The organism is Nonomuraea sp. NPDC048881 (assembly GCF_040649795.1).
In the GTDB taxonomy this organism is placed as follows: Bacteria; Actinomycetota; Actinomycetes; order Streptosporangiales; family Streptosporangiaceae; genus Nonomuraea.
Window position 1 is genome coordinate 86,503 of record NZ_JBEZGC010000016.1, and the last position, 16,835, is coordinate 103,337.

14 protein-coding genes are annotated in these 16,835 nt (G+C 71.9%); all 14 read left to right on the plus strand.

Features of this window, described 5'->3' with window-relative positions; all coding sequences use genetic code 11:
• Genes AB0C33_RS39390 through glgB form a run of 14 tightly spaced genes read left to right on the plus strand, consistent with a single transcriptional unit; the run spans position 1 to position 16,833 of the window.
• Positions 1-1,620: a GMC family oxidoreductase N-terminal domain-containing protein gene (locus tag AB0C33_RS39390; RefSeq protein WP_358297536.1), complete on the plus strand. Its 1,620-nt coding sequence runs from the start codon at positions 1-3 to the stop codon at positions 1,618-1,620.
• Positions 1,617-2,318 carry an EthD domain-containing protein gene (locus tag AB0C33_RS39395; protein ID WP_358297539.1) on the plus strand — a complete coding sequence of 234 codons (702 nt, stop codon included), beginning with the start codon at positions 1,617-1,619 and terminating at the stop codon, positions 2,316-2,318. Before AB0C33_RS39390 ends, AB0C33_RS39395 begins: the two co-directional genes overlap by 4 nt.
• Positions 2,315-3,142 (plus strand): type 1 glutamine amidotransferase domain-containing protein, encoded by an 828-nt coding sequence (locus AB0C33_RS39400; RefSeq protein ID WP_358297542.1) that lies wholly within the window; start codon positions 2,315-2,317, stop codon positions 3,140-3,142. Before AB0C33_RS39395 ends, AB0C33_RS39400 begins: the two co-directional genes overlap by 4 nt.
• Before the next feature lie 9 nt (positions 3,143-3,151).
• Entirely contained in the window at positions 3,152-4,804 is a 1,653-nt protein-coding gene (locus AB0C33_RS39405) for a thiamine pyrophosphate-binding protein (protein ID WP_358297545.1), read from the plus strand.
• On the plus strand, positions 4,801-5,400 hold the full coding sequence (locus AB0C33_RS39410; RefSeq protein WP_358297548.1) for a DJ-1/PfpI family protein: 600 nt from the start codon (positions 4,801-4,803) through the stop codon (positions 5,398-5,400). The genes AB0C33_RS39405 and AB0C33_RS39410 overlap by 4 nt, the downstream gene beginning before the upstream one ends.
• 8 nt (positions 5,401-5,408) lie before the next feature.
• Complete coding sequence (locus AB0C33_RS39415) at positions 5,409-7,211, plus strand: AGE family epimerase/isomerase (RefSeq protein ID WP_358297550.1); 1,803 nt, start codon at positions 5,409-5,411, stop codon at positions 7,209-7,211.
• 11 nt (positions 7,212-7,222) lie between these two features.
• On the plus strand, positions 7,223-7,582 hold the full coding sequence (locus tag AB0C33_RS39420) for an STAS domain-containing protein (protein ID WP_358297553.1): 360 nt from the start codon (positions 7,223-7,225) through the stop codon (positions 7,580-7,582).
• On the plus strand, positions 7,579-9,711 hold the full coding sequence (gene glgX / locus AB0C33_RS39425; RefSeq protein ID WP_358297556.1) for a glycogen debranching protein GlgX: 2,133 nt from the start codon (positions 7,579-7,581) through the stop codon (positions 9,709-9,711). The genes AB0C33_RS39420 and glgX overlap by 4 nt, the downstream gene beginning before the upstream one ends.
• A 19-nt stretch (positions 9,712-9,730) precedes the next feature.
• The gene (locus AB0C33_RS39430; protein ID WP_352329001.1) at positions 9,731-10,051 is read left to right on the plus strand and encodes an anti-sigma factor antagonist; all 321 of its coding nucleotides are present in this window, start codon (positions 9,731-9,733) and stop codon (positions 10,049-10,051) included.
• Complete coding sequence (locus tag AB0C33_RS39435) at positions 10,035-10,466, plus strand: ATP-binding protein (protein WP_358297559.1); 432 nt, start codon at positions 10,035-10,037, stop codon at positions 10,464-10,466. Before AB0C33_RS39430 ends, AB0C33_RS39435 begins: the two co-directional genes overlap by 17 nt.
• 9 nt (positions 10,467-10,475) lie before the next feature.
• Positions 10,476-11,648: a PP2C family protein-serine/threonine phosphatase gene (locus AB0C33_RS39440; RefSeq protein WP_358297562.1), complete on the plus strand. Its 1,173-nt coding sequence runs from the start codon at positions 10,476-10,478 to the stop codon at positions 11,646-11,648.
• Positions 11,645-12,952, plus strand: coding sequence for an NDP-sugar synthase (locus AB0C33_RS39445; RefSeq protein WP_358297565.1), 1,308 nt, complete (start codon positions 11,645-11,647; stop codon positions 12,950-12,952). The genes AB0C33_RS39440 and AB0C33_RS39445 overlap by 4 nt, the downstream gene beginning before the upstream one ends.
• 3 nt (positions 12,953-12,955) lie before the next feature.
• Positions 12,956-14,938: an alpha-1,4-glucan--maltose-1-phosphate maltosyltransferase gene (locus AB0C33_RS39450; RefSeq protein ID WP_358297568.1), complete on the plus strand. Its 1,983-nt coding sequence runs from the start codon at positions 12,956-12,958 to the stop codon at positions 14,936-14,938.
• Positions 14,938-16,833 carry a 1,4-alpha-glucan branching protein GlgB gene (gene glgB, locus AB0C33_RS39455; RefSeq protein WP_358297571.1) on the plus strand — a complete coding sequence of 632 codons (1,896 nt, stop codon included), beginning with the start codon at positions 14,938-14,940 and terminating at the stop codon, positions 16,831-16,833. Before AB0C33_RS39450 ends, glgB begins: the two co-directional genes overlap by 1 nt.
• Positions 16,834-16,835 lie beyond the last annotated feature (2 nt).

Consider the following 16,835-nt stretch of genomic DNA (forward strand, 5'->3'; position numbering starts at 1 on the left):
ATGACACAGAGCTTCGACTTCGTCGTCGTCGGCGGCGGCACGGCCGGATCGGTCATCGCCGCCCGGCTGAGCGAGCTGCCCGGGGCCAGCGTGCTGGTCCTGGAGGCGGGCGACACGAAGGTCACGGACGCGGTCGAGGACCCGAGCCGGTGGAACGAGGTGCTGCTGACCGAGCTGGACTGGGCGTACATGAGCGAGCCGCAGCCGGGGCTCGGCGGACGCCAGGTCTACTCGGCGGCGGGCCGCGGCCTGGGCGGGACCTCGAACGTCTACCACATGATCCACACGCGCGGCCGTCCGGCGGACTTCGACGCCTGGGCCTACGACGGCTGCCCCGGCTGGTCCTACGCCGACGTCCTGCCCTACTTCCAGCGCCTGGAGGGCCAGCGGGACGCGACCAACCCCACGGCGGGCCACGACGGCCCCATCAAGATCGTCAACGCCCGGGACATGGGCAACCCGGTCTCCCAGACGTTCGTGGACGCCTGCGTGGAGCTGGGTTACCCGCAGGTCGAGGACTTCAACGCCGACAGCTTCGGCGTCAGCTGGCACCACGTCGACATCGACATGGACATCGACGCCGACAAGGGCACCCGCTGCGGGGTGCGCGCCTCCTACCTGGAGCCGGCGCTGGAGCGGCTGAGCGTCGAGGTGGGCGCGCTGGCCACCCGGCTGCTGTTCGAGGGCGAGCGCTGCGTGGGCGTGGAGTACCTCAAAGACGGCGAGCTGCGGACCGTCAGGGCCGAGCACGAGGTGATCGTCAGCGCGGGCGCGATCCAGTCGCCCAAGCTGCTGCAGCTGTCCGGCATCGGCGAGGCCGGGGCGCTGGCCGCGCTCGGCCTCCCGGTGGTCGCCGACCTGCCCGGCGTGGGCGCCAACTTCCACGACCACCCGCTGGTCATCGGCCCGATCGGGTACATGGAGGAGGCCGCGCCCGACCCGCGCGGGCAGGTGACCGAGGTCGGCCTGTTCTGGGGGTCGGAACCGGGGCTGCCGGTGCCCGACATGGAGATCTGCCTGGTGCACCGGGCGCCGTTCGGCGACCAGTTCTTCGCCAACGTCATCAAGCGGGTGGAGACCGGGCAGCCGCTCACGCCGGTGCGCGAGCTGGTCGACCCGAAGATCGTGCTCACCCTGCCGGGGCTGGTCCGCCCGCTGTCACGGGGCAGCGTACGGCTGGCCGGCACCGACCCGACGGCCTACCCGCGGGTCAGCGCGAACTACTTCGCCGAGCGCTCGGACCTGGAGCGCACGGTGACGATGGTGCAGATCGCCCGCGACATCTACGCCAGCTCGGCCTTCCGGCGCGACTGGGGGCTGACCGAGGTCGCGCCCGGCCCGGACGTGCGCACCCGGGAGCAGCTCAGCGCCTGGGTGGTGGAGAACGTCGGCTCGTACTACCACTTCGCCGGCTCCTGCAAGATGGGCTCCGACAGCCTCGCCGTGGTGGACACCCGGCTGCGGGTGCGCGGCGTCGAGGGGCTGCGCGTCGCCGACGCCTCGATCATGCCGACGATCGTCTCGGCCAACCCCCACACCACCACCGTGATGATCGGCGAGCGCGCGGCCGAGTTCGTCGCGGCGGACTTCCTCCCGGCCCGACAGGAGGCCACGCGATGATCCACCAGTTCATCTTCGGCGCCCCCAAGCCCGGCTTCACCGCCCAGCAGTTCCAGGACTACTGGGTCAACGTGCACGCGGTGAAGTTCGCGAGCAAGATCAAGCAGATCAGGCAGTACCTGGTCGACACCCGCATCCCCTTCGACGGCGACGTGGGCCGGCCGGCGCTGCCGCACCAGGGCATCGCCGAGATCTGGCTGGCCAGCGCCGAGGAGCAGCTCGCCTCGCTGCAGAGCGAGGAGTTCCTCCAGGGCGCCCGGCTGGACGAGCCCAACTGGGCGGCGTTCTGGTCGACGATCGTGGTGGACACCGTCGCCCACGAGCTGGTGCCCGGCCCCAGGCCGCGGCCGGACAGCTGGGTGAAGGTCACCACGCTGATCAAGCGGCGGCCCGGCCTGCCGCTGGACACCTACCGCAAGCAGTCCCTGGAGTCCTACGCCGCCGCGGTGGCCGGGCTGCCGGGCCTGCGCAGGCACCTGCACTGCCACACCGTGGACGGCGCGTACACCTTCGGCGAGGCCGGCTTCGACGCCGTGGACCAGCTCTGGTTCGACGACGTGGACGCGCTGCGCGCCGCGCTGGCCTCGGCCCACCACGCCCGCCGGGTCAAGCCGGAGCTGGAGGCGATCGCCGACCCGGCCCACGTGTTCTCCATGACCTGCAAGGAAAACTGGATCATCCCCGGGGAGTCGGCATGACCAAGCGCGTTCTCGTGATCCTCTCGGAGTTCGGCTACTGGGGGGAGGAGCTCGTCGGCCCGCTGTCGGCCTTCGACGAGCGCGGCTACGACGTCGTGTTCGCCACGCCGACCGGCAAGCAGCCGCACGCCCTGCCGCCCAGCATGGACCCCGACTACGTCGACCCGCCGCTCGGCCGCTCGGTCACCACGCCCGAGGTGGCCAAGCTGACCCGCGACCTGGACGAGTCGGGCCGCCTGGCCAACCCGCTCAACCTGTCGGCCTGGGCGCCCGAGCGTCCCTACACCAGCAGCCCCGACTACCTGCGCCGGCTGGAGTCCTACCACCGGGCGGTGGCCAAGCTGGAGGCCGAGCTGGTGCCCTACGACGCGGTGCTGATCGTGGGCGGCAGCGGGCCGATCGTGGACCTGGCCAACAACGAGCGGGTGCACGAGATCGTGCTCGCGTTCGTGCGGGCGGGCAAGCCGGTGGCCGCCGAGTGCTACGGCGTGGCCTGCCTGGCCTTCGCCCGCGACTGGGAGGACCGCAAGAGCATCATCTGGGGCAAGCACGTCACCGGCCACTGCAAGGAGTACGACTACAAGGACGGCACCGGGTTCCTCGGCGTGCCCGACTTCAACATGGGGCCGCCGCCGTACCCGCTGGAGTACATCCTGCGGGACGCCACCGGGCCGCAGGGCCGCTACATCGGCAACTTCGGCAGGGAGACCTCGGTCATCGTGGACTTCCCGTTCGTCACCGGACGCTCCACGCCCGACTCGTTCCTGACCGGGCAGAAGATCGTCGAAGTGCTCGAGGGCGGCCTGCGCCGCTTCGGCTGGTGATGGCGGGCCATGGCCAGGGACGGCAACACCGCGATCATCGAGCAGTTCCTCAGCGACGGCATCACGTACATGTTCGGCAACCCGGGGACCGTCGAGCAGGGCTTCCTCGACGCGCTGGAGGGCTTCGAGGACTTCCACTACATCCTCACCCTGCAGGAGACGGTGGCCGCCGGCATCGCCGACGGGTACGCCCGCGCCACGGGCGGCCCCGCGCTGCTGCAGCTCCACAGCGGTGTGGGGCTGGGCAACGCGATCGGCATGCTGTACCAGGCCAAGCGGGGGCACTCCCCGCTGGTGGTGGTCGCCGGTGAGGCCGGGGTCGGCTACGACGCGATGGACGCCCAGATGGCCGCCGATCTCGTGGCCATGGCCCGGCCCGTCACCAAGCACGCCATGCGCGTGATCGACCCGGGCTCGGTGCTGCGGGTGCTGCGCCGGGCGGTCAAGATGGCGATGACGCCGCCGCGCGGCCCGGTGTTCGTGGCGCTCCCGCTCGACGTGCTGGACCAGCCCAACCACGAGCCGGTCCAGCCGTCGGTGGTGCCGCACTCGGCCGCGCTGCCCGCCCCCGAGCTGGTCCGCCGGGCCGCCGGGCTGCTGTCCGGCGCCCGGTCCCCGATCATCCTGGCCGGCGACGGCGTGTCGGTCTCCGGCGCGCAGGCGGAGCTGACCCGGGTGGCCGAGCAGCTCGGCGCGGACGTGTGGGGCGTGGAGTTCTCCGAGGCGAACATGGACGGCCGGCACCCGCTCTTCCGCGGCCAGCTCGGCCACATGTTCGGCCAGGTCAGCGCGGACGCCGTCAAGGACGCCGACGCCGTGCTGGTGGTGGGCACGTACCTGTTCCCCGAGGTGTTCCCGTCGCTGAGCAGCCCGTTCGGCAAGGACGCGCGGATCGTGCACATCGACCTGGACTCGTACGAGATCGCCAAGAACCACCCGGTCACGCTGGGCCTGGTGGCCGACCCCCGGCTCACGCTGGCGGCGCTGTCGGCGGAGCTGGAGGGCACGCTCAGCAAGGCCGACCGGCAGGCGGCGGCGGCCCGGCTGGCCCGGCGGACGGCGGCGCAGCAGCAGCGGGTCGGCCCGGCGCCGGCCGAGGACTCGATACTCAACGCGTTCATGCGCGAGCTGGCGGCGCGGGCCCCCGAGGACGTGATCGTCTTCGACGAGGGGCTGACCGCCTCCGGCGTGATCGGCTCCTACTTCCCGCCGCGCGGGCCGGGGAGCTGGTTCCTGACCCGCGGCGGCTCGCTCGGCGTGGGCATCCCGGGGGCGATCGGCGCCAAGCTCGCCCATCCGGACCGCACGGTGATCGGCTTCACCGGCGACGGCGGCAGCATGTACACCTTCCAGGCGCTGGCCACCGCCGTCCGGTACGACATCGCCGCCAAGTTCGTGATCTGCAACAACCACAGCTACCGGCTGCTGGACAACAACATCGAGGAGTACTGGCGCGGCCGGGGCATCCCCGGTCACCGCTTTCCTCGCTCCTTCGACCTCTCCTATCCCGACCTCCAGTTCACCGACCTGGCCAGAGGCTGCGGCGTGGACGGGCTGCGGGTGGAGAAGGCCGACCAGATCGAGGAGGCCGTCGAGCGGCTGCTCGGCCACGACGGCCCCTTCCTCATCGACCTCGTCACCGAACCGGGGAGGCCATTGTGAGCGGCATCGAGCCACGGGCCGGCGCGGCGCTGAACGGCCGCAAGATCGCTGTCCTGATGGAGAGCGACTACGTCGAGCCGGAGATCTTCTACTACGAGCGGCGCTTCGCCGAGGCCGGCGCCGAGGTGCACTTCATGACCCGCCTGTGGGGGCAGTCGTCGATCACCTTCACCGGCCACGAGTGGCGGGTGCCGTTCACCGTGGACCGCGGGTTCGAGGGCATCAGCGACCGTGAGCTGCGCTCCTACGCCGCGGTGATCGTGCCCTCGGGGATCGTCTCGGACCGGCTGCGCTTCACCGACGACGTCAACCGGCTGGCGCCGGCCACCGCGTTCGTGCGGCGGGCGCTGGAGGAGCCGTCGATCATCACGGGCGTGATCTGCCACGGCCTGTGGCTGATGGCCGCCGCCCCCGAGACGATGCGCGGGCGCAAGGTCGTCGCGCACAACAACCTCGTGGGCGACGTGCGGAACATGGGCGCCGAGTACGTGGACCAGGACGTGGTCATCGACGGCAACCTGATCACCGGGCGCAGCGTGTACCACTGCCATCTGTTCGCCCACACCATCATCGGCCAGCTCGCCGAGACGCTGTAGGAGCAACGATGAACTTCACCTTCATGGACACCGTGGCCGGGCGGGTCGAACGGTTCGACGCCGGCTCCGGCTCCTTCCGGCTGGCGACCATCGACGGCCGTACGGTCGAGGTGCGCCTGGACGGCGAGGTCTCGGCCGAGCTGCTGCGCAACCTGGGCGAGCCGTACGTGGACGCGGGCGACCACGTGCGCGACATGCTGACGCCGGGCCGCCACCTGTTCGTCTACGGGATCTTCTACCCCGAGGGCGAGGAGCCGGTCTTCTCGGCCAAGCGGCTGATCTTCCTGGGCCGCGGCTCCGGCGAGTACCGGTTCGAGCAGCCCGACTGGTGGATCAACCAGCTCGACGAGATCGCCGCGTTCTACCGCCGCGCCCAGTTCGGGCAGGGGCCGGTCGACTTCCGCGACTACCGGACGATCCTGCGCCTGGGCGGCGACAAGACCGCCAGCCACGTGCAGGAGACCGACACGATCTCGCGGCTGGTGTACGGCATGGCCTCGGCGTACATGCTGACCGGCGACGACGCCTACCTGGAGGTCGCCGAGCGCGGCACCCGCTACCTGCGCGAGCACATGCGCTTCGTGGACCCCGAGAACGACGTCGTGTACTGGTACCACGGCATCAAGGTGGACGGCGAGCACGAGAAGAAGCTGTTCACCTCGGAGTTCGGCGACGACTACGACGCCATCCCGATGTACGAGCAGATCTACGCCCTGGCCGGCCCGACGCAGACCTACCGGGTCACCGGCGACAAGCGCATCGCCTCCGACGTCGACGCCACGCTGCGGCTGTTCGAGAAGTTCTTCCGCGACCACCGGCGCGGCGGCTACTACTCGCACGTCGACCCGATCCTGCTCAGCCCGCACCACGAGTCGCTCGGGCCGAACCAGTCGCGCAAGAACTGGAACTCCATCGGCGACCACGCCCCGGCCTACCTGATCAACTACTACCTGGCCACCGGCGACGAGCGCCACCTGGAGATGCTGGAACGCACCTTCGACACGATCGTCGAGCACTTCCCCGAGCCGTCGAGCCCGTTCGTCAACGAGCGCTTCCACGACGACTGGAGCCACGACCTGACGCACGGCTGGCAGCAGGACCGCGCGGTCGTCGGGCACAACCTGAAGATCGCCTGGAACCTCATGCGCATGCACGGCGCCCGCCCCAAGGACGCCTACCGGGACCTGGCCGAGCACCTGGCCCGCACCATGCCGGCGGTCGGCAGCGACCAGCAGCGCGGCGGCTGGTACGACGTCGTCGAGCGGCACCGGGCCGAGGGCCAGCGGTGGCACCGCTTCGCCTGGCACGACCGCAAGGCGTGGTGGCAGCAGGAGCAGGCGATCCTGGCGTACCTGATCGTGGCCGGCGAGCTGGGCGGTGACGACCACCTGGAGCAGGCGCGCCAGGCGGCGGGCTTCTACAACGCCTTCTTCCTCGACCACGACGAGGGCGCGGTCTACTTCAACGTGCTGGCCAACGGCCTGCCGTACCTGCTCGGGACCGAGCGGTTCAAGGGCAGCCACTCGATGAGCATGTACCACTCCTCCGAGCTGTGCTATCTGGCGACCGTCTACACGCGGCTGCTGGTCACGCGGCAGCCGCTCACCCTGCACTTCAAGCCGGGCCCGGACGCCGAGCGCATCCTGCGCGTCGCGCCCGACCTGCTGCCGGCCGGGCGGGTGCTGCTCACCGAGGCCGAGGTGGACGGCAAGCCGTACGAGGTGCTGGACCCGGTGGCGATGACCGTGGAGCTGCCGGACTCCACCGAGGCGCTGCGCGTCAAGGTGACGCTGACCCCGGTGCAGGAGTGAGCGTGCCGGCCATGGAGATCACGACGGACACGATCGGCCCGGTCACCGTGATCGGGCTCACCGGCCAGCTCGACAGCAGGTCGGCCCCGGCCGCGCAGGAGCGCATCCTGGCGCTGCTGCCGGACAGCCGCCCGGTGCTGCTCGACCTGACCGGCGTCAGCTACCTGTCCAGCGCGGGCCTGCGCACGATGCTGCTGGTCTACCGGCAGGCGCGGACCCTGGACAGCTTCATCGCCCTGGTGGGCCTGTCGGACGAGCTGCGCGGGGTGATGGCGGCGACCGGGTTCCTGCGCTTCTTCGTCGTCGCCGACTGCGTGGCGGACGCGCTGGAGATCGTCCGGGCCGCCGAGCCGCGGGAGGAGGCCACATGAGTGTGGAGACGCAGGGCGTGCCGGGCCGGATCGACTCCTTCCCGACGGCCGAGCTGGCCGGGTTCGGGGTGCGGGCGGGCCATCCGATGCCGTTCGGCGCCACGCTGGTGCCCGGCGGGGTGAACTTCTCGGTCTACTCCAGCGGCGCGAGCGCGGTGTCGCTGGTGCTGTTCCGGCGCGGCGAGCGGGAGCCGTTCGCCGAGCTGCCCTTCCCCGGCGAGTACCGGATCGGCGGCGTGTGGGCCATGACCGTGTTCGGCCTGGACCACGAGGGCGTCGAGTACGGCTACCGCGTCACCGGCCCGGAGACGCCGGCCCCCGGCGACCGGTTCGACCCGGCCAAAATCCTGGCCGACCCGTACGCCAGGGTCATGTCGGGCCGGGACGTGTGGGGCGCCGAGGTGGACTGGGACGACCCCTACCCCTACCGGTCGGTGCTGGTCTCCGACGACTTCGACTGGGAGGAGGACCGGCCGCTGCGCGTCGCGCCGGAGGACCTGGTCGTCTACGAGCTGCACGTGCGCGGCTTCACGGCGGACCCGTCCTCGGGGGTGTCGGCGCCGGGCACGTACGCGGGGCTGATCGAGAAGATCCCCTACCTGAAGGCGCTCGGCGTCAACTGCGTGGAGCTGATGCCGGTCTTCGAGTTCGACGAGTTCGACATGAGCCGGGTCAACCCGGTCACCGGCGAGCGCCTGTACAACTACTGGGGCTACTCGACGCTGGGCTTCTTCGCGCCCAAGGCCGGCTACGCGGCCACCGGCCGGTACGGCATGCAGTCCGACGAGTTCAAGAACCTGGTCAAGGAGCTGCACCGGGCCGGGATCGCGGTGGTGCTGGACGTGGTCTTCAACCACACGGCCGAGGGCAACGAGAACGGCCCGACCATCCACTTCCGCGGCCTGGACAACGGCACGTACTACATGCTCACGCCGGAGGGTTACTACTACAACTTCAGCGGCACCGGGAACACCTTCAACTGCAACCACCCGGTGGTGCGCGACTACGTGCTCGACTGCCTGCGCTACTGGGCCGGCGAGTACCACATCGACGGCTTCCGCTTCGACCTGGCCGCGATCCTGGACCGCGGCCAGGACGGCGCGCCGCTGGCCAACCCGCCGCTGATCGAGACGCTGGCCCACGACCCGCTGCTGCGCGACTGCCTGCTGATCGCCGAGGCGTGGGACGCGGGCGGCCTGTACCAGGTGGGCTCCTTCCCCGGCTACCAGCGCTGGTCGGAGTGGAACGGCCGCTACCGCGACGCGCTGCGCCGCTTCCTGAAGGCCGCCCCCGGCTCGGCCGGCGAGCTGGCCACCCGGCTGGTCGGCTCGCCCGACCTGTACGCCTCCCGCGGCACGCCGGCCTCGGTCAACTTCGTCACCTGCCACGACGGGTTCACGCTGGCGGACCTGTTCGCCTACGACGGCAAGCACAACGAGGCCAATGGCGAGGACAACCGCGACGGCAACGACGACAACCAGAGCTGGAACTGCGGCGCCGAGGGCCCGACCCAGGACGCCGAGGTGCTGGCGCTGCGCGGGCGGCAGGCCAGGAACGCGATGCTGCTGCTCCTGCTCAGCCAGGGCATCCCGATGATCCTGGCCGGCGACGAGGTCGGCCGGACCCAGCAGGGCAACAACAACGCCTACTGCCACGACGGCCCGCTGTCGTGGTTCGACTGGGGCCTGACCGAGCGCAACGGCGAGCTCCTGCGGTTCGTGCGTGAGTGCGTCGCCTTCCGCGCCGCGCACCCGATGGTGCGCGACCGCCGCCACCCGTGCGGCGACGAGGGCGCCGGCGGGCTGCCGCAGGTGTCCTGGCACGGCGAGCGGGCCGGCCGGCCCGACTGGTCGCCGGACAGCACGCTGGTGGCGATGCTGCGCAGCGGCCCGGCGGCCGGCGGCGGCGCGGAGCATCTGTACCTGGCCGCCAACACCCACTGGCAGGCGCGGGAGCTGGAGCTGCCCGCCCTGCCGGACGGCGCGGTGTGGCACCTGTTCGCCGACACCGCGGCCGCCGCCCCCGGCGACGTCCACTCACCGGGCCAGGAGCCGCCGCTGGCCGACCAGCGGCGGATCGTCGTCGGCCCGCGGGCCGCGGTCGCGCTGGTCGGCCGCGCCCCTCACTGAAATCCCCGAAGGAGATCCCATGTCGTTCAACGCGATCCTGACCCACGACGGCAGCACCGCACTGATCACGCTGGAGGGCGAGCTGGACGCCCTGACAGCCGAGACCTTCAGGAGGGAGGTGGAGCGCGCGGCCGAGGCCGCGGCCGAGCTGCTGGTGCTGGAGATGTCGCAGCTCAGCTACATGTCCTCGGCGGGGCTGCGCGGGCTGGTGTTCGCCCGGCAGAAGCTGGCCGACGACGTGCGCATCGTGCTGGTCGGCGCCAACGACGCCATCGAGCAGACCATCCGGCTGGTCGGCTTCCACCACAGCGTGGACTTCAGCGATGCGATCCCCGAGTAGGCAGGCGATGGAGCGGCTCAGGCTTCCCGCCGAACCCGAGTCGCTGGACGAGCTGATGGCCTACGTGCAGACGCTGAGCGCGCTCGGCGGGCTGACCCGCACGCGCGCCCACTGGCTGCGGCTGGCCGCCGAGGAGCTGATCGTCAACATCATCACCCACGGCCACCGCGACCGGCCGGGCGAGCTGGAGCTGACCGGCGGGGTGGAGCCGGGCCGGGTGTGGCTGCGCCTGACCGACTCGGCGCCGCCGTTCGACCCGACCGCCTACGAGGCCGTTCCCGACCTGGACCGGCCGCTGGGCGAGCGCCGGCCGGGCGGGCTGGGCGTCTACCTGGCCCGTACGGTCGCCGACCAGGTCCGCTACGAGTACAGCTCGGGTCGTAACCGGACGACCATCATCATGAACCGCGTCTAGGAGGTACCGATGGATGCGGAGGTGACCCTCGTCGTCAGTGGCCCATCACCAGCAGCGGAAGAGCTGTGCCTGCTGCTGGCCGCCGACGGCGCTCCCGTGGCCAGGCGCACCCCCGAGCAGCTGCTGGCCGAGGCGCCTCCGCCCACCGGTCTGCTGCTGGTGAACGCGAGCCTCGACGTGGAGGTCGTGCGCGAGGTGACGCGGGTCGTCCAGGCCGGCGCGCGGCCGCCCGTCGTGGTCGCGTTCACCGACGGCGACCTGCGTCAGCTCGAACCGCACGTGCTGGCCGGGCTGGACTACGTCGTCCCGCCCTTCGTGCCGGAGCTGCTGCACCGCAGGCTGCGGGCGGGCCAGGTGTTCGGCCGCTTCCCGGGCGCCGAGGAGGAGGCGCTGCTGAAGTACGAGCGTGAGCTGCAGATCGGGCGGGAGATCCAGGCGGGCTTCCTGCCCGACGCGCTGCCGGCCCGCGCCGGCTGGCAGCTCACCGTCCGGTTCCAGCCGGCCAGGGAGGTCGCGGGGGACTTCTACGACGCCCTGGAACTGCTGGGCGGGTCGCGGATCGGGCTGGTGGTGGCCGACGTGTGCGACAAGGGCGTCGGCGCCGCCCTGTTCATGGCCCTGATCAGGACCCTGCTGCGGCACACCGCCGCGCACGTGGGGACCGGCGAGGCCGACACCGTCCAGGACGACGCCACGCCGCTGCTGCGCGCGGTGATCGCGACCAACGACTACCTGACCGCCAACCACCTGCGCCAGGGCTACTTCGCCACGCTGTTCTTCGGCGTGCTCGACCCGGTCACCGGCGCGCTGGTCTACATCAACTGCGGGCACAACCCGCCCATCATCCGCCACGCGGGCGGCGGCCACACCCTGCTGCGTCCCACCGGGCCGGCGCTGGGGCTGGTGCCCGACTCCGTCTTCGAGGTCGGCAGGGCCCACCTGGACCAGGGGGACCTGCTGTTCGCCTACACCGACGGCGTGCCCGAGGCCAGGGACGAGTCCGGCCGCTTCTTCAGCGAGGAGCTCATGCTGACCCTCGTCTCGCAGCCCGCCACCGGCGCGGACGACCTGCTGGACAGGCTCGAACGGGAGATCAGCGCGCACATCGGGTCCGCCGAGCAGTTCGACGACATCACCATGATCGCTCTACGTAGGACACCCACGGGGAAGTACGGACAATGAACGAGATCGCCGGAATCGCATTGGCGGGCGGACAGGGTCTCAGGGCCCGGCCGCTCACCCTGGAGGCCCCCGGCCACCTGCGGAGCAAGGCCACGGTCTGCTTCGCCGGACGGCCGGTCATCGAATGGCAGATCATGGCCCTGCGCGACCAGGGGGTCAGCGACTTCTACCTGATCGCCAACGGCCGGGAGAACCGCTACCAGGCCAAGGACGTGCTCGGCCACGGCGAGGGGCTGGGCGTGCGCGTGCGCTACTCGCGGCCCCGGATGGACTGGACCAACACCGGTTCCGGCGAGGCGACGCTGAGCAGTTTGGACTACTGGGAGCTCGACGGGCTGGCGCTGGTCTTCCCGACCGACTCGCTGTTCGAGTTCGACCTGGACGAGCTGGTCCGCCGCCACCGCGACAGCGACGCGGTGGTCACCGTGGCCGTGGTCGAGCGGCCGGCCGAGGAGGTGGCGGGCAAGTACGGCACGATGGTCACGGACGCGTCCGGGCAGATCCGGCGTTTCGTGGAGAAACCACCGCTGGCCGAGGTGCACGCCCTGGCCGCCGACCCGGCTCGGGTGCCCGTCAACGCCGGGCTCTACCTGGTCGACTGCGGGCGGCTGCGGAAGCTGGCCGGGGAGCCGGCGCTGGCCGAGCTGGCCCGCCACCGGCTCGACTGGGGGCACGACCTGCTCCCGTGGCTGGTGGAGGCCGGGCACCGGGTCGGCATCGCGCCCATCGCCAAGCTGGGCGACCTGGGCAACCTGCGCGACTATCTCGGCACGCTGACCGACGCGCTGAGCGGCGGCTACCCGCACGTGCTCAAGGGCATGCTGCGGGCCTACCCGGGCAACGTGCGCATCCACGAGTCCTCGCTGCGCCAGCGGGACGCGACGTCGGGCATGACGCTGGCCGAGAAGATCAGCGCGGGCCTGGTCAGGATCGGGCCGAACGTGCACATCGGCCGGGACGTCGAGATCGGCCCCGGCGTGGTCGTCTCCGACTCCGCGATCGGCGACGGCGTCGACCTGCACACCGGGTGCCGGCTGCAGCGGGTGGCCTGCCTGGACGGCGCGATCATCGGCCCCTGGGCGCGGCTCACCGACACCCATGTGGGGACGATGGTCACCGTCGAGTCGTTCGTGGACTGCGTGACCGTGCTGAGCGGCTACAGCGCGCTGGGCAACGGAGTGACGGTTCAGGCCGGCGTGCGGCTGTCCGGGGTGACGGTGTACCCGGGGCTGACCGTGCCGGCGCACTGCGAGGCCGCCGCCGGCACCTCGTTCGAGACCATCGCCGACCTGCAGGACGCGTGACACATGACTGAGACGCTGGTGTTGACCGAGATCTCCGAGATCGCCGCGGGCCGCGTGCCCGTCGTGGGGGTCCGGCCCGTCGTGGCGGGCGGGTGCCGGCCCGCGCGCGCGGTGCCGGGCGAGCCGTTCGAGGTGTCGGCGACGCTGTTCCGTGAGGGGCACGGCGTGGTGGGCGCGAACGTCGTGCTCACCGACCCCGACGGCAAGCAGGCCGCCTGGATCCCGATGGCGGCCGTCTCCCAGGGCTCCGACCGATACGCGGCCGAGGTGGCCGCCCACCGGGAGGGCGAGTGGACGTTCCGGGTGGAGGCGTGGAGCGACCCGGTGGCGACCTGGCTGCACGTGGCCGAGGTGAAGATCCCCGCCGCGCTCGACGTGGCCGTCACGATGGAGGCCGGCGCCCGGCTGCTGACCAGGGCCGCCGCCCAGCCCGAGGTGCCGCCCGCCGACGCCCGGCTGCTGCGCGTGGCCGCCGCGACGCTGCGCGACGGCGAGCTGGACCCCGAGGCGCGGCTGGCGATCGCGCTGGCCGAGCCGGTGCTGCGGACGCTGGCCCGCCGGCCGCTGCGCGACCACGTGACGGCCGGTGAGGACCTGCCGCTGCTGGTGGAGCGCGAACGGGCGCTGTACGGGGCCTGGTACGAGTTCTTCCCCCGCTCCGAGGGCGCCGTGGTGGACCCCACGGGGTGTCACCCGCCGCGCTCGGGCACCTTCCGGACGGCGGCCGAGCGGCTGCCCGCCGTCGCGGCGATGGGTTTCGACGTGGTCTACCTGCCGCCGATCCACCCGATCGGCCGGACCAACCGCAAGGGGCCGGGCAACTCGCCCATCGCCGGGCCGCACGACCCCGGCTCGCCGTGGGCGATCGGCTCGGCGGCGGGCGGGCACGACGCCGTCCACCCCGACCTGGGGACGATCGACGACTTCGACTTCTTCGTGGCCAGGGCCGCCGAGCTGGGCCTGGAGGTGGCGCTGGACTTCGCGTTGCAGTGCTCGCCCGACCACCCGTGGGTACGGGAGCACCCGCGGTGGTTCGAGCACCGGCCCGACGGCAGCATCGCCTACGCCGAGAACCCGCCCAAGAAGTACCAGGACATCTACCCGATCTCCTTCGACGCCGACCCCGGCGGCATCCTGGCCGAGTCGCTGCGGGTGCTGCGCCACTGGATGGGCCACGGGGTGCGCATCTTCCGGGTGGACAACCCGCACACCAAGCCGGTGTTCTTCTGGGAACGCCTGATCGCCGAGATCAACCGCACCGACCCGGACGTCGTCTTCCTGGCCGAGGCGTTCACCCGACCGGCGATCATGCACACGCTGGCCGCGGTCGGCTTCCAGCAGTCCTACACCTACTTCACCTGGCGCAACGCCAAGCCGGAGCTGGAGAGCTACCTGGGCGAGCTGGCCGGGGAGGCGGCGGCGTACATGCGGCCGAACCTGTTCGTCAACACCCCGGACATCCTGCACGCCTACCTGCAGGAGGGCGGGCCGGCCGCGTTCCGGGTGCGGGCCGCGCTGGCCGCGACGGCATCCCCCACCTGGGGCGTGTACGCCGGGTTCGAGCTGTGCGAGCGGGAGCCGGCCGCGCCGGGCAGCGAGGAGTACAAGGACTCGGAGAAGTACCAGTACCGGCCGCGCGACTGGTCGGCGGGCGGCACGCTGGCGCCCTTCCTGGCCGCGCTGAACCGGGTCCGCCGCCGCCATCCGGCCCTGCGCCTGCTGCGCAACCTGCGTTTCCAGCACGCCGACGACGACGCCGTGCTCTGCTTCGCCAAGCAGGCGGGCGAGGACACCGTGATCGTCGTGGTCAACCTCGATCCGCACCACGTGCGGCAGGCCACGGTGACGCTGGACCTGCCCGACCTCGGGCCGTCCTTCCGGGTGCGCGACGAGTTGACCGGCGAGGTCTACCAGTGGGGGGCGCGCAACTTCGTGCGGCTGGACCCGTCCAGGCAGCCGGCGCACATCCTGACGGTGGAGCGGTGATGGACGTCCTGACCGGCGGGGGGCCGTCCGTGCTGGGCGAGCTGGACCTGCACCTCATCGGCGAGGGCAGGCACGAGGAGCTGTGGCGGGCGCTGGGCGGGCGCACCCGGACGGTGGGCGGCGTGGCGGGCGTCTCGTTCGCGGTGTGGGCGCCGGGCGCGCGCGAGGTGCGGCTGGTGGGCGACCTGAACGGCTGGGACGGCGCCGGGCACGCGCTGCGCCGGGCGCCCGGCGGCGGCCTGTGGGAGCTGTTCGTGCCCGGGGCCGGCGACGGCTGCCGGTACATGTTCGAGATCACCGGCGCGGACGGCCGTACCCGGCGCAAGGCCGACCCGCTGGCCCTGGCGGCCGAGCACCCGCCGCGCACCGCCTCGGTGGTGTTCACCTCGCGGCACCGCTGGCGCGACGGCGCGTGGCTGGCCGCCCGCGGCGACGGCCCGGCCCGCGAGGCGCCCATGAGCGTGTACGAGCTGCACCTGGGCTCCTGGCGGCGCGGCCTGACCTACCGCGACCTGGCCGAGCAGCTTCCGGGGTACCTGCGCGGCATGGGCTTCACCCACGTGGAGCTCATGCCGGTGGCCGAGCATCCCTTCGGCGGCTCGTGGGGCTACCAGATCTCCTCCTACTACGCGCCGAGCTCCCGCTACGGCACCCCGGACGACTTCCGCGCCCTGGTCGAGGCGCTGCACCTGGCCGGGATCGGGGTGATACTCGACTGGGTGCCCGCGCACTTCCCGCGCGACGACTGGGCGCTGGCCCGCTTCGACGGCGGCCCCCTGTACGAGCACCCCGACCCGCTGCGCGGCGAGCAGCCCGACTGGGGCACGCTCACCTTCGACCTGGGCCGCCCGCAGGTGCGCAACTTCCTCATCGCCAACGCCCTGTACTGGTGCGAGGAGTTCCACGTCGACGCGCTGCGCGTGGACGCCGTCGCCTCGATGTTGTACCTGGACTACTCCCGCCCGGACGGCGCCTGGCGGCCCAACGCGCACGGCGGCAGGGAGCACCTGGAGGCGATCGCGTTCCTGCGGGAGCTGAACGACACCGTCCACCGGCGCTGTCCCGGGGTGCTGACGATCGCCGAGGAGTCCACGGCGTGGGAGGGGGTGACCCGGCCGACGTCCGCCGGCGGGCTGGGGTTCGACTTCAAGTGGAACATGGGCTGGATGCACGACACACTCGGCTACATGCGGCGCGACCCGGTGCACCGGCCGTACCACCATCACGCGCTGACGTTCGGGCTGACGTACGCGTACGCGGAGGACTTCGTGCTGCCGCTCAGCCATGACGAGCTGGTGCACGGCAAGGGCTCGCTGGCCGGGAAGATGCCGGGCGACGAGTGGCAGCGGCTGGCCAACCTGCGCGCGTACCTGGCCTTCATGTGGGCGCATCCGGGCAAGAAGCTGCTGTTCATGGGCCAGGAGTTCGCGCAGCGCAGCGAGTGGTCCCATGACCGCGAGCTGGACTGGGCGCTGCTGCGCGACCCGCGGCACAAGGGCGTGCGCGACCTGGTCAGGGACCTGAACCGGCGCTACTCCGCCACCCCCGCGCTGTGGCGGCTGGACTGCTCCCCCGGCGGCTTCACCTGGATCGACGCCGACGACGCCGGTTCCAGCGTCTACTCCTTCGTGCGCTGGGACCGGTGGGGGGCGCCGCTGGTGTGCGTGAGCAACCTGTCGCCGGTGCCGCGGCACGGGCACCGGCTGGCGCTCCCCTCCGGCGGACGCTGGCAGGAGGCGCTCAACACCGACGCCGCCTGTTACGGCGGCGGGAACCTCGGCAACCTGGGCTCGGTCACCTGCTCGGAGGGGGGTGCGGTCGCCGAGGTGCTGCTGCCGCCGCTGGCGACGCTCTGGCTGGTCCCCGGAGAGGAGGCGTCAGAACGTCAGCGGTGACG